We start from the raw sequence: 12,901 nt of genomic DNA on the forward strand, positions 1-12,901 counted from the left end.
TAAAAGAGATAAGGATGATATATAATGGTGCAAAAGGTAAAGGAGAGAGTGAAAATTGAAGATATCTTAATGGCTCATAATTGCATGAAGGATATCGTTATTAAAACACCGTTACAACGTGATACAGTTTTATCTGAGAAATATGATTGTGACGTTTATGTAAAACGAGAAGACTTACAATTGATTCGCTCTTTCAAAATTCGTGGTGCGTATAATCTAATTCAAAGTTTACCGAAAGTGCAATTACAAAACGGTGTTGTTTGTGCAAGTGCTGGTAATCATGCGCAAGGAGTAGCTTATACATGTAATTTATTGAAGATTCCGTCAAAAATTTTCATGCCGACGACGACACCTAAACAAAAAGTGTCACAAGTACAATTTTTCGGTGGTAATTTTGCGGAAATTGTATTAGTTGGTGATACATTTGATAGCTCTTTCCAAGAAGCACAGCGCTATTGTGAAAAAAATAGGATGACGTTTGTTCACCCATTTGATGATCCATATGTTATTGCTGGTCAAGGGACAGTCGCAGTTGAAATTATGCATGATATGGAGAAAACGGTTGATTATATCTTTACAGCAATTGGCGGTGGCGGATTAGCATCAGGAGTTGGTACATATGTGAAAGGTGTTAGTCCTGCTACAAAGATCATTGGTGTAGAGCCAATGGGAGCTGCATCTATGAAAGAGGCTTTTCTTCAAAATGAAAATGTCGCATTGGAGAAAATAGATAGTTTTGTTGATGGGGCAGCTGTTAAAAAGGTAGGAAAGTTAACATTTGAAACGTGTAAAGATGTAATTGATGATATTGTTTTAGTACCAGAAGGAAAGGTTTGTACAACGATTTTAGAACTGTATAAGAAAAATGCAATTGTAGCTGAACCAGCTGGTGCACTCTCTATTGCAGCGCTTGATTTATATAGAGATGAAATAAAAGGTAAAACCGTTGTATGTACGCTAAGTGGTGGGAATAATGATATTGATAGAATGCAAGAAATGAAAGAACGTTCTCTCATTTACGAAGGGTTAAAGCATTATTTTATCATTGAATTCCCACAGCGTTCAGGTGCGCTAAGAGAATTTCTTGATAAAGGATTAGGGCCAGAAGATGATATTACTCGCTTTGAGTATATTAAGAAACATAATAAGGAAAATGGTCCAGCATTAGTCGGGGTAGAGTTAAAACATAAAGAAGATTACGAGCAGTTAATTATCCGTTTTAAAGAAAATAATATTCAATTTATGGAGCTTAATAAAAATCCTGTTTTGTTTGATTTACTTATTTAATAGAAGGAAAGAGTTAGCATCCAAATCAAAAAGATAGATACAAGCGGGGAAATATAATGCTTGTTCTATCTTTTTTATAGTTAAACTAGATACTCATTAAATTCAAGAAGGATAAAGCTAGTTAACCAAAAAAATATTGCAATACGAATGATTACATACATAGTAAATTCAAAGGTAGTAAGCTTTCGTTCACGTTTTATTTTTTTTAGAAGTCTAACAGAGAAAAATGAACATAAAAGTAGAACGGCTATAGAAATTTTATAAATGTTTTCTAACAAACTTACATTTTCTAATAAATCTTTCAGCATATTCATCACCTCTTCTATAAAGTGTATTACAGAGAAATAGATTTTGAGCTGTCTAGTTCCGTTTGTTTTTTATGTTCCCTGTATCATCAATTTCTACATCAGTTGAAATTGTTTGTAAGTATTGTAGAGCTTTTCTCTTTTCCTCCTCATTCACAGGGGAAACTTGGTTGTTACGAATGGTGTAAGGATTGAATGACATTTGAACATCTTTTCCTTTAAAAGTTAAAGTTAAAACGCCAGTTTCAGCGCTTTTCCCACTCACATAACTTGGGAATAAAAAGTTACCTAATGAATAAGCGATAGGAACTTTATTATAATACTCAAATCCTTGTAACCAATGCGGGTGACTCCCGACAATCGCGTCAGCTCCTGCTTCAACCATTTTAGGTACATATTGTTTTTGGTATTCTACCGGACGATTTGATTTTTCAACGCCCCAATGCATATAGACGATTAAATAGTCTGCATCTTTCTTTTGCTCTTTAATTGTTTTTGTTACAAGATTTAAATCATATCCGTTGGCAACACCAGGTTTATTGTCACCAGCTATCCAATTCGTATCAGGCATAAATCGGACGAATGAAAGAAATTTGAACTTTTTCCCTTTTACAGTCATTTCTCGTGCTGTATATGCATCTTTTGCATTTTTCCCGGCTCCGATATAAGGGAACTTTAATTTTTCTACATGAGAGATTGTGTCTAGTAACCCCTCTTGACCATAATCAAGTGTATGGTTATTCCCAATATTTACGATGTCATATCCAGTGTTTTTTATAGCTTGAAGTGTGGATGGATCACTTTTAATCCAAAACAATTGTCCAGGTGCTTTCTTTTCTCTCGTTGTAAATGCTGACTCTAAATTAACGAAGGAAATATCAGCTTTTGTTATTTCTTCTTTTACATGCTGGAATGGATAGTCAGCCCCGTTTTTTTCGATTACCGGACGTAATTGCCAATCGAACATTGTATCACCAGAAAAGGTGAGTGTGATTTCCGGGTCTTCTATTTTCTTTTCACTTGTTGAAGCGGTTTTACTAGATTTGTTTTGCAAATCAGGTTTGTCTTTCGCTTTTGAAGTAAAAGAGTAGTTAATTAATAAAACAATTGGTGTAATGCAAAAGGCTATTAACAGAAATCGTTTTAGTAAAGTTTTCATAAATACCTTCCCTTTTGAGTTTATCCCGCAATTAAATTAGCAATGAGTCTACAAAAAGTAATTGGTTTATGTACAGATATAAAAAATGCGGTTTATGTATTGAAAAAATATTTGTTAATATTCTCAATATTAAGTTAACATATAGATAACCTGTAAATCAATGAATAAACCAAAATATAGAAATAAAGAATTCGAAGGGTGAAGAATGAGAAATGGTTATATTAGGAGCGGTTGTAAATGGGATTTGCATTATATTTGGTACTTTACTAGGTAAATTATTTAGTAGAATACCAGAAAGTATGAAGGGAACAATTATGCATGCAATCGGTTTAGCGGTTACTGTACTTGGACTTCAAATGGCATTGAAAAGTGAAAATTTTCTTGTTGTCATACTAAGTTTAGTAATTGGTACCGTCATCGGGGAATGGTTACAATTAGAGGGAAAGTTAAAACAGTTAGGAGATTGGCTAGAAAATAAAGTTGGATCGAAAGGGAAAGGGAGTATATCAGAAGGTTTTGTAACAGCTACTTTAATATTTGCAATTGGCGCGATGGGGATACTTGGTGCACTCGACAGCGGTATTCGTGGCAATCATGATATTTTATTTACAAAGGCAATTATCGATGGATTTATTTCTATTATATTAACGACAACTCTAGGGATTGGCGTAGTATTTTCAGCGATTCCAGTCATTTTATATGAAGGTGGCATTGCAGTTTTTGCAACACAAATTAATAGTTTGGTCCCGAAAGGATTAATGAATCAATTTATAGTAGAAATGACAGCTACAGGCGGTATTATGATAGCCGCTATTGGATTGAACTTACTGGGATTTATTAAAATTAAAGTTGCAAATTTACTTCCAGGTATATTAGTAGTTGGAATCATTGTTTCACTTATTTATAGTTACGGTTTAATAGTAAAGTAGGGGAGGGAGATACATATGGAGGAATTTCAATTTACAAAACGTGTGCATAACATATTGAAGAGTGCAGCAGAAGAGACAGAATGTAATATCATTCAACCAGTTCATTTATTTATTGGCATGTGTAAAGAAGGTACTGGCGTATGCAGCGAGTTGTATATGTATTTGTTTCGTAACGTGGGTACGGATTTTTTAGAAAAACTTTCATTACGAAAACAATATGATTTAACGGATCAAGATTATAAAAAAATAGGACAATATAAATTATCACATAAGACGCTAGAAATTTTACAAATAGCGAAGAAACGTATGGAACGTTTTCAACAAGCAATAATGAATGAAGGACATGTTATATATGCATTATTTCGTGTAAATCCAGTTGTTGAAAATGCACAGATGCAAAGAGATATATTACGTATTATAGCTGAGCCAAGAGATTTAGCAGTCGATTTAAAAGGTTTTGTTCCTATTTATAATGATTTAACTTGTACTGTTAGAAAGGCTAACGCTTCTGATTTTGAACAATTAGCAAGTTTTGTTGAAGCAGAATTTGGTGAACGGTGGTTACATTCGATAGAGTATGGATTTCGTACATATAAAGAAAATTCACCTATTTATATAGCGGAAAAAGAAGAAGTTATAGTAGGTTTTGCTTGTTATGATGTAGTGAGAGGAAAGAAAGGATTATTTGGTCCAATGGGTATAGCGAAACAAAATCGTGTAAAAGGTGTAGGGAGGCAATTGTTACATATTTGTTTACAGAGTATGAAGCAAGAAGGATATGAATATGCAATTATTGGACAAGCAGGTCCGATTGAGTTTTATGAAAGAACTTGTGATGCTCGTTTAATACCGATAGGGAATAAGTAACCAACTCCATATACGGGAGTTGGTTTTATTATGAAAATAATGTAGAGATGTAGTGATTCTTATTAGAAAATAGCGGGTTTTGTAGTAAATCTTACAAATAAAGCAAATTACTAAACTTTTTATAAGAAAGGGTGTAGAATGGGTATCTAAAGAAAGAAGGTGTGAAAATGGCCAGCTGGAAACGAAATTTAATGATTTGTTGGCTAGGTTGTTTTACCACTGCAGCCGGTATGAGTTTAGTAATTCCTTTTTTATCTTTTTATATTGAGGAATTAGGGGTGACTGGCACTTCTAGTATTGCACAGTGGTCAGGACTTGCATTTGGTGTAACATTTTTAATGGGTGCGATCGTATCACCAATATGGGGAAAGCTTGGTGATATACATGGACGGAAATTGATGCTAATTCGTGCTAGCCTTGGTATGGCGATTATTATGACGCTTATGGGGTTTGTAACGGATGTATATCAACTAGTCGCACTAAGATTTTTGATGGGAGCAGTATCTGGTTTCCTTTCAACAGCGATGACATTTATTGCAGCAGAAACTCCGAAAGAACATTCAGGTTGGGCAATTTCTACAATTTCAACCGGGGGCGTGAGCGGCTCATTACTTGGTCCATTACTTGGTGGATATTTGTCTGAGTTAATTGGAATGCGCCATGTTTTTCTTGTTACAGGAGCTTTTTTATTCCTTTCTTTTCTCATCGTTTTTTTCTTCCTACATGAAGAGAATCACTCCGCTCAAGCAAAAAAAGTACAACCGAAAAAAGTATGGACGATGGTTCCAGCGAAGCATTTAATTGTTAGTTTGTTTGTAACAACATTTATTATTCAACTTGCTAATATGTCTGTTCAACCAATTGTTACATTATACGTAAAAAATTTAGTAGGTCCTCATACTGCACATATTGAAACAATTGCGGGTGCAGTTATGTCAGCGACAGGGTTAGCAGTTATTTTGGCAGCACCAAGACTCGGACGATTATCAGATCAAATTGGTCCTCAAAAAACGTTAGTTGTAGCGTTGTTTGCTGCAGGAATTATTTTTATCCCGCAAGCATTTGTAACCTCAGCTTGGCAACTATTAATTCTTCGATTTTTATTAGGTATCGCACAAGCAGGATTATTACCTTCCGTACAAACTCTACTAAAACAACATACACCAACCCATGTAACGGGACGAATATTTGGGTATAATCAATCGTTTCAGTTTTTAGGAAATATGATTGGACCAGTACTTGGTGGACAAATTGCAGCACATGCAGGCTTCCAATATGTTTTCTTCTCTACATCATCACTATTATTTATTGCGTGCATTTGGGTTTATTTTCATAATAAGAACGAAGAGGTATCAGAGAAACGACATTTGGAAGTTAGTTAACTAGGTGAATGAAAAAGAAAAGGATGAAGCAATGATTGCTTCATCCTTTTTATTTAAAATTGGAGGCAAAGATAACTTAACGTACCAAGCTCGTAACTGCGGTGAATGACTTCACCACTATTTTCACCACTTCCCATAGCGATAAATAAAGGAACAAAATGCTCTGCTCTTGGTACTGCTAATTGTGCATGAGGGGCATTGTTCTCCCAATTAAATAATGCATCTTTATCAGTAGTCTGCATATGTTTAATAATCCAATCATCAAATTCAATTGCCCATTGTTCGGGTGTCGTTTGATTCCATTTCAAAGCTCGTAAGTTATGAACGGTAACACCGCTACCGATTATTAAAATATCTTCTTGTCCAAGTCCTTTAAGTGCTTCTCCAATCTTAAATTGCTCTTTTGCAGGAAGGAATGGATTGACTGAAATTTGGACGACAGGAATATTTGCTTCTGGATACATGCGGTGCAGAAGAGTCCATGAGCCATGATCTAAACCTCTCGTCATATTATGATGGACTGGAATACCTTTGTTTTTAAATTTTGTTTCTAACATAGATGCAATGTTAGAAGAACCTTTCGCACGATATTTGATTTCGTATAACTCAGGAGGAAAACCTCCAAAATCATAAATTGTTTCATATTCGTTATCTGATGAAGAAATCGTTAATGCTTCACTTTCCCAGTGAGCAGTGAAAATAACAATCGCTTTCGGTTTATATGTTTCTCCAAGTGTTTTTAAAAACCTTGTATAGTCTGTATCTTGAATAGCAAGCATCGGTGATCCATGTGCTAAAAATAATGATGGCATCATAATAGAAACCTCCCAAAAATATAATAGTTACTTTATGTAAGTAACTATATAATTTTATTTTAAGTTCGTCAACATAATAGTTATTGAGCTAATTGGAAGAGTGCGGCATTTGTCATAATGAAGGCAATTGCATATAATACATAATAAGAATAATGAATGGATATTCATTTTTTGAGATACATAATAGAGTTGGGAGCTGACGAAATGAACGTACAGGCAAGTTTCGTTACGGCAAAGGATGGATCAGAAATTTATTTACGTAAGTGGTTACCAGAAGGTGAACCGAAAGGGATTATTCAAATTGCACATGGTATGACAGAACATGCAGGCGTTTATACAGACTTTATTGATGCGTTATTAGAAGCGGGCTATGGTGTTTATGCGCATGATCATAAAGGTCATGGGAAAACGGTGAAGAGAGAAGAAGATTATGGTCATTTTAAACCCAATGTAGGTTGGAATGAGGCTGTATCTGATGTTATCTTTGTATCTGAAACGATAAGAAAAGAGCAGACATGCCCGTTATTTTTACTTGGACATAGTATGGGTTCTTTTTTATCAAGACGTGCTGTACAACTGAAAGGTGAATTATATGATGGATTCCTTATTTCAGGAACTGGTGGGAATCCAGGGTTTTTAGGAGTTATCGGGCATAAAGTAGCGACAATTGAGATGAAATTACGCGGGGAAAAAACGAAAAGTCCGATGCTAAATTTTTTATCTTTCGGAAACTTCAATTCACACTTTAAACCAAATCGTACAAAATTTGATTGGTTATCTTCAGATAATAATCAAGTAGATAAATATATTGCGGATCCGTTATGTGGATTCATTTGTACGACGAGTTTTTATCGAGAATTATTTTCTGGTGTATTAGAAGTAAATAAACTAGAAGAGTTCAAGAAAACACCGCAAAACCTTCCAATACATATTTTTTCAGGAAATCGTGATCCTGTTGGGGATATGGGGAAAGGCGTAAAAGAAGTATACGAGAATTATAAAAAATGTGGCGTGAAAGATGTAACACTGCGTTTATATGAAAATGGAAGACATGAAATGTTCCATGAAGTAAATAGAGAAGAAGTATTTAAAGATGTGATTTCGTGGTTAGAAGAACATAATAAATGAGAATGAAAGCTAAGTCCAGACTGTTTATAGTTTGGACTTTTTGTTTGTAGGTGTTGCAAGTATTTACTGATGTAGTGTTCATATCATTTTTACATATTTGAAGGTAGGTTATCTTCTATATAATTAAATAGATAGAAAGCCTTGTGCAAATGAGGAGATAAATGTATAAAATTAATAATCAAACTTTTTATAAAGCAACAGAGTCCATTCATAATAGTAGTATAATAGTGAATGAGGTGTTAATAGAATGGAAGATAAAACATTAGGTTTACTATTAGATGTTGTTGGGGAATTATTTTCAGATGAAATTTCAATTGCTGTATCGAATACGAAAGAATATATATACTATCGGCCAAGTAAACGAATTGATTTAAAGATTAGCGTAGGGGATCCTATTAAGGAAGGAACAATTGCTCATAAAGCAATGGTGACGAATCAAAAAACCTCTGAGTTTATGAATCGGGATGTTTTTGGTATTCCTTATCATGGTATGGCAGTGCCATTTTCAAACAATGGAAAGCTTGAAGGTTGCGTGACAGCTATTTACCCAGCTTTAACGGACGGAAAATCAGTCGTTACTTTAAAAACAACGGACGGCTGGATTCCGGTTACTTTTTCAAAAGTCATGTATTTAGAGGCGAAAGATAAAAAGACGTATGTAAATGCAGAAGAGTTAACAGGGACACATAAATACTCGTTACAAGAATTCGAATACTTACTTCCGAAAGATTCATTTATTAGATGCCACCGTTCCTTTATTGTAAATGTGAATCATATTAAAGCGATTTATCCTGATACGCATTCAACTTTTTTACTTTCTATGGATAATGGTGAAAGGGTACCAGTGAGTCAGTCATACGCTAGTTATTTTCGTAAGCTTCTAGGATTTTAAATTATTCTGCTTTAGAGGTTAGATTCGCTGTTTTGTCTGAATTTTTGCCATTGTATACTGAAATCCCTATTTAGATACTGTTAAAGTGTAAAATAATTATGAATATTCATAAGGAGAGGGATTACATATGGAGAATAATTTGGATAGAATTAGGGATGAACGTCTGAAAGATCGCGTAGTTACACCTGAAGAAGCAGCTTCATGGATTGAAAGTGGAATGACTTTAGGCTTAAGTGGGTTTACACGTGCAGGTGATGTAAAAGCAGTCCCATTTGCGCTTGTAAACCGAGTTAAGAATGATACATCTTTTAAAGTAAATGTTTATACTGGTGCCTCTTTAGGTTCTGATGTAGATAAATTATTTGCGGAAGCAGGAATTTTAGGGAAAAGATTGCCTTTCCAAGCTGATGCGACTATGCGAAAAGGAATTAATAACGGAGATTTTTTATTTGTGGACCAGCACTTATCTCATACATCAGAGTTACTTCGCGCTGACGTTATGGATGTAGATTTTGCTATTTTGGAAGCGGTTGCGATTACTGAAGATGGCATGATTATTCCAACAACTTCAATAGGAAATTCTTTAGCGTTTTCTTTAAATGCTAAGTCCATTATTATTGAAATGAATATGGCTCAATCCACGCAGTTAGAAGGACTGCATGATTTATATGAACCAGGTAAACAAGGAGAAAGACTTCCAATTCCGATTGTGAAAACGGATGATCGAATTGGAACGATTGGCATTCCAATCGATGTTGAAAAGGTGAAAGGGATTGTGTTTACGAACCAATTAGACTCACCATCGACAATTGTTCCTCCGGATGAAGAAACTGTTATTATGGCCCAGCATTTAATAGAGTTCCTTCGAAAAGAAGTCGAAGTAGGCCGATTAACAAATCGTTTAGCACCGTTACAATCAGGAATTGGCTCAGTGGCTAATGCTGTTCTTCATGGAATGTTAGATTCGGAGTTTGAAGATTTAGAAGTGTATTCTGAAGTTTTACAAGATGCGGTCTTTGATCTTATGGATGCTGGAAAAGTCAATTTTGCTTCATGCTGTTCAATCACACTCTCTGAGGAGAAAATGCAAAAAGTATTTTCCAACTTTGAAAAATATCGTGACAAATTAATGATGCGCCCGCAAGAGATTTCTAATCATCCTGAAATCATTCGTCGCCTCGGATTAATCTCGATTAATACTGCTTTAGAATTAGATATATACGGAAATGTGAACTCTACTCACGTTTTAGGCACAAAAATGATGAATGGTATCGGTGGTTCTGGTGATTTTGCGAGAAATGCTCGCCTAGCTATCTTTGTTACGAAATCGATTGCGAAAGGTGGCAACATTTCAAGTATCGTTCCTTTTGTTTCACATGTGGACCATACGGAACACGATGTAGATGTTATCGTCACTGAACAAGGGTATGTTGATCTAAGAGGACTGGCCCCAAGAGAAAGAGTGGAATTAATTATCGAGAATTGCGCACATCCAATGTATCGTGATCAGCTAAGAGCTTATTACGAAGAAGCTAAAACGAGAGGTGGACAAACTCCTCATGTTTTAGAAAAAGCTTTTTCTTGGCATATGAATTATGCTAAAAATGGAACAATGCTTGAAGCGGTAGTAGAAACTGTATAGGTGTGTATCGTTAGAAATAGTAAAACGAAAGATTGAGTTTGAAAAAATTTTAGAAGAAGAAAACGCCAACTTTCAAAGATGGCGTTTTTTTCTTTAAATACATTGTTACAGGCCGTACTGATTATAATAAAGATTTATGAAAATAAGAGGGTTTTTTAATTACTTTTCGAATCATTTTAATAGTTTACATATCGAAGGTGAGGAGAAAGAATCATGAAGATAAGAGAAGCGTTATTAAGTGAAGCAAATGAATTAAGTGAACTCGCACTACAATCAAAAGCGACGTGGGATTATAGTGAAGAATTCATAATTGCCTGTAAGGAAGATTTAACTATTACAGAAGAGTATATAAATAATAATTTTGTATATGTTTTTGAAAACGATAATACGAAGATTGGATTTTTCTCATTTTTACGTAATGATAAAGCTCTTGATTTCCTGTACATTCATCCTCGTTACAAAGGGAAAGGCTACGGGAAAATAATTTGGAAGTATGTAATAGAAAAAGCAAATGAACTAGGCTTAAAAAGTTTTACGATTGATAGTGATCCGAATGCAAAAGGATATTACTTGAAAATGGGCGCACAGTTAATTGGAGAGACACCATCAACGGTCTTTAAGGATCGTTTACTGCCTCTTTTGAAATATGATGTGTAAAACTATTAATAGTAGGGGAAGATTAGAGTGGATGATGTAAAGGAAAAAAGAATATATGAAGCATTAATAAGATCGTGGTCGATTGAAACAAGTTCAAAGTGGACGACTGAGAATCCAGCAAAGGGACAGTGTGGTGTAACGGCTTTGGTCGTTCAAGACATATACGGAGGAGAGATTAAAAAGACAAAAGTAAGAGAGGCGTGGCACTTTTATAACTTTATAGATGGACAGAGGTTTGATTTTACAGAGGCTCAATTTAATGAAAAACTGAATTATATGGATATAGAATCAAATCGAGAAGAAGCATTTGCAGATACAAATGAAAAACAATATTGCATGTTGAAGAAAAAGATAACGAAAGAATTGAAATTATCTTTTGACTCTTAATCTTTAATAAGTTACTATAATGGTGGTAACTTATTAAAGGGAACTTCATAGAGTTGAAAGGGGAAATACTTTTGAAAACAACTTATGTAAACGCTACAATCGTAACGATGAATGAACAAAATGAAGTGATAGAAAATGGATATATCATTGTAGAAAATGATCAAATTATAGATGTGAAGAGCGGAGAATTCGCTAATGATTTTGAAGTAGATGAAGTAATTGACATGAAAGGAAAATGGGTTTTACCAGGGCTTGTCAATACACATACACACGTTGTAATGAGTCTCTTAAGAGGTATTGGTGATGATATGTTATTACAGCCGTGGCTTGAGACAAGAATTTGGCCACTTGAAAGTCAATTTACTCCAGAACTTGCGGTTGCTAGTACGGAATTAGGATTACTTGAAATGGTGAAAAGTGGTACAACATCTTTCTCTGATATGTTTAATCCAATTGGAGTAGATCAAGATGCAATTATGGAAACGGTATCAAGGAGCGGGATGCGAGCTGCTGTTTCAAGAACTTTATTTAGCTTCGGAACGAAAGAGGATGAAAAGAAAGCAATTGAAGAAGCTGAGAAATATGTGAAGCGTTACTATAACGAAAGTGGTATGTTAACTACGATGGTTGCACCGCATAGTCCATATACATGCAGTACAGAACTGTTAGAAGAGTGTGCACGTATTGCAGTAGAAAATCAAACGATGGTTCATATTCACCTTTCCGAAACAGAGCGTGAAGTACGTGATATTGAAGCGCAGTACGGAAAACGTCCAGTAGAATATGCGGCAAGTTGCGGATTGTTTAAACGACCAACAGTGATTGCACACGGTGTAGTATTAAATGACAATGAGCGTGCATTTTTAGCGGAACATGACGTTCGAGTAGCTCATAATCCGAATAGTAATTTAAAACTAGGGTCTGGTATAGCGAATGTAAAAGCGATGTTAGAAGCAGGAATGAAAGTAGGAATTGCAACAGATAGTGTTGCATCTAACAATAATTTAGATATGTTTGAAGAAATGCGCATAGCGACTTTACTACAAAAAGGTATTCACCAAGATGCAACAGCGTTACCGGTTGAAACAGCTCTTACACTTGCAACTAAAGGAGCGGCTGAAGTAATCGGCATGAAACAAACAGGATCACTTGAGGTTGGAAAGTGCGCTGATTTCATTACAATTGATCCGTCTAATAAGCCTCATTTACAACCAGCAGATGAAGTATTATCGCATCTTGTATATGCTGCTAGTGGAAAAGATATAAGCGATGTAATCATTAACGGAAAACGTGTCGTTTGGAATGGCGAATGTAAAACGTTAGATGAAGAGCGTATTATATTTGAAGCGAGTCGTTATAAACGAGGTTTGCAAAGATAGATAATTGAAAAAGCTATCCTTTTTTTAAAAGGATAGCTTTTTTTCTTGAACGAATAAATATTCAAAAGAATG

General features: G+C 34.9%; 13 protein-coding genes. 10 read left to right on the forward strand and 3 right to left on the reverse strand.

Annotated elements, in window-relative coordinates:
- Positions 1 to 24: 24 nt before the first annotated feature.
- Entirely contained in the window at positions 25 to 1,287 is a 1,263-nt protein-coding gene (gene ilvA / locus ACTFSI_RS09290) for a threonine ammonia-lyase IlvA (protein ID WP_138322175.1), read from the forward strand.
- A gap of 80 nt (positions 1,288 to 1,367) precedes the next feature.
- On the opposite strand, the gene ACTFSI_RS09295 is transcribed toward ilvA, so the two are convergent.
- Together ACTFSI_RS09295 and ACTFSI_RS09300 are read right to left on the reverse strand one after the other, a co-directional pair.
- A complete protein-coding gene (locus tag ACTFSI_RS09295) occupies positions 1,368 to 1,595 on the reverse strand; it encodes a hypothetical protein (RefSeq protein ID WP_138322174.1) in 228 nt (75 codons plus the stop codon).
- Between the two features lie 52 nt (positions 1,596 to 1,647).
- Positions 1,648 to 2,751 (reverse strand): CapA family protein, encoded by a 1,104-nt coding sequence (locus ACTFSI_RS09300; RefSeq protein ID WP_138322173.1) that lies wholly within the window; start codon positions 2,749 to 2,751, stop codon positions 1,648 to 1,650.
- A gap of 212 nt (positions 2,752 to 2,963) precedes the next feature.
- On the opposite strand from ACTFSI_RS09300, the gene ACTFSI_RS09305 reads away from it, so the two are divergent.
- The 3 genes from ACTFSI_RS09305 to ACTFSI_RS09315 all read left to right on the forward strand — a co-directional run bounded on the left by ACTFSI_RS09305 (position 2,964) and on the right by ACTFSI_RS09315 (position 5,929).
- A complete protein-coding gene (locus ACTFSI_RS09305; RefSeq protein WP_000236045.1) occupies positions 2,964 to 3,680 on the forward strand; it encodes a DUF554 domain-containing protein in 717 nt (238 codons plus the stop codon).
- Between the two features lie 15 nt (positions 3,681 to 3,695).
- Positions 3,696 to 4,547 (forward strand): GNAT family N-acetyltransferase, encoded by an 852-nt coding sequence (locus ACTFSI_RS09310; RefSeq protein ID WP_000390882.1) that lies wholly within the window; start codon positions 3,696 to 3,698, stop codon positions 4,545 to 4,547.
- Positions 4,548 to 4,714: 167 nt separating this feature from the next.
- Positions 4,715 to 5,929 (forward strand): multidrug efflux MFS transporter, encoded by a 1,215-nt coding sequence (locus ACTFSI_RS09315; RefSeq protein WP_000179305.1) that lies wholly within the window; start codon positions 4,715 to 4,717, stop codon positions 5,927 to 5,929.
- Between the two features lie 53 nt (positions 5,930 to 5,982).
- Here the strand turns inward: ACTFSI_RS09315 and ACTFSI_RS09320 are convergent, their stop codons facing one another.
- The gene (locus ACTFSI_RS09320) at positions 5,983 to 6,744 is read right to left on the reverse strand and encodes a DODA-type extradiol aromatic ring-opening family dioxygenase (RefSeq protein ID WP_000982887.1); all 762 of its coding nucleotides are present in this window, start codon (positions 6,742 to 6,744) and stop codon (positions 5,983 to 5,985) included.
- Between the two features lie 204 nt (positions 6,745 to 6,948).
- On the opposite strand from ACTFSI_RS09320, the gene ACTFSI_RS09325 reads away from it, so the two are divergent.
- The 6 genes from ACTFSI_RS09325 to ACTFSI_RS09350 all read left to right on the forward strand — a co-directional run bounded on the left by ACTFSI_RS09325 (position 6,949) and on the right by ACTFSI_RS09350 (position 12,829).
- Positions 6,949 to 7,872 (forward strand): alpha/beta hydrolase, encoded by a 924-nt coding sequence (locus ACTFSI_RS09325; RefSeq protein ID WP_001102550.1) that lies wholly within the window; start codon positions 6,949 to 6,951, stop codon positions 7,870 to 7,872.
- 247 nt (positions 7,873 to 8,119) lie between these two features.
- The gene (locus ACTFSI_RS09330; RefSeq protein ID WP_440045356.1) at positions 8,120 to 8,764 is read left to right on the forward strand and encodes a LytTR family DNA-binding domain-containing protein; all 645 of its coding nucleotides are present in this window, start codon (positions 8,120 to 8,122) and stop codon (positions 8,762 to 8,764) included.
- 127 nt (positions 8,765 to 8,891) lie between these two features.
- Positions 8,892 to 10,406, forward strand: coding sequence for an acetyl-CoA hydrolase/transferase family protein (locus tag ACTFSI_RS09335; protein WP_000429781.1), 1,515 nt, complete (start codon positions 8,892 to 8,894; stop codon positions 10,404 to 10,406).
- Between the two features lie 213 nt (positions 10,407 to 10,619).
- The gene (locus ACTFSI_RS09340; protein ID WP_000701903.1) at positions 10,620 to 11,063 is read left to right on the forward strand and encodes a GNAT family N-acetyltransferase; all 444 of its coding nucleotides are present in this window, start codon (positions 10,620 to 10,622) and stop codon (positions 11,061 to 11,063) included.
- 27 nt (positions 11,064 to 11,090) lie between these two features.
- Complete coding sequence (locus ACTFSI_RS09345; protein ID WP_000342916.1) at positions 11,091 to 11,450, forward strand: YunG family protein; 360 nt, start codon at positions 11,091 to 11,093, stop codon at positions 11,448 to 11,450.
- Positions 11,451 to 11,503: 53 nt separating this feature from the next.
- Positions 11,504 to 12,829: a bifunctional S-methyl-5'-thioadenosine deaminase/S-adenosylhomocysteine deaminase gene (locus tag ACTFSI_RS09350; RefSeq protein ID WP_142237735.1), complete on the forward strand. Its 1,326-nt coding sequence runs from the start codon at positions 11,504 to 11,506 to the stop codon at positions 12,827 to 12,829.
- Positions 12,830 to 12,901: the final 72 nt, after the last annotated feature.

Origin of the sequence: Bacillus cereus group sp. MYBK101-2 (genome assembly GCF_051918845.1) — a bacterium.
GTDB lineage: Bacteria > Bacillota > Bacilli > Bacillales > Bacillaceae_G > Bacillus_A > Bacillus_A paranthracis.

What these genes read in the sequence shown, in the direction of transcription:
- ilvA (WP_138322175.1), top strand. Translation starts at nt 25, where the DNA reads ATGGTGCAAAAGGTAAAGGAGAGAGTGAAAATTGAAGATATCTTAATG.
- ACTFSI_RS09295 (WP_138322174.1), bottom strand. Translation starts at nt 1,595, where the DNA reads ATGCTGAAAGATTTATTAGAAAATGTAAGTTTGTTAGAAAACATTTAT.
- ACTFSI_RS09300 (WP_138322173.1), bottom strand. Translation starts at nt 2,751, where the DNA reads ATGAAAACTTTACTAAAACGATTTCTGTTAATAGCCTTTTGCATTACA.
- ACTFSI_RS09305 (WP_000236045.1), top strand. Translation starts at nt 2,964, where the DNA reads ATGGTTATATTAGGAGCGGTTGTAAATGGGATTTGCATTATATTTGGT.
- ACTFSI_RS09310 (WP_000390882.1), top strand. Translation starts at nt 3,696, where the DNA reads ATGGAGGAATTTCAATTTACAAAACGTGTGCATAACATATTGAAGAGT.
- ACTFSI_RS09315 (WP_000179305.1), top strand. Translation starts at nt 4,715, where the DNA reads ATGGCCAGCTGGAAACGAAATTTAATGATTTGTTGGCTAGGTTGTTTT.
- ACTFSI_RS09320 (WP_000982887.1), bottom strand. Translation starts at nt 6,744, where the DNA reads ATGATGCCATCATTATTTTTAGCACATGGATCACCGATGCTTGCTATT.
- ACTFSI_RS09325 (WP_001102550.1), top strand. Translation starts at nt 6,949, where the DNA reads ATGAACGTACAGGCAAGTTTCGTTACGGCAAAGGATGGATCAGAAATT.
- ACTFSI_RS09330 (WP_440045356.1), top strand. Translation starts at nt 8,120, where the DNA reads ATGGAAGATAAAACATTAGGTTTACTATTAGATGTTGTTGGGGAATTA.
- ACTFSI_RS09335 (WP_000429781.1), top strand. Translation starts at nt 8,892, where the DNA reads ATGGAGAATAATTTGGATAGAATTAGGGATGAACGTCTGAAAGATCGC.
- ACTFSI_RS09340 (WP_000701903.1), top strand. Translation starts at nt 10,620, where the DNA reads ATGAAGATAAGAGAAGCGTTATTAAGTGAAGCAAATGAATTAAGTGAA.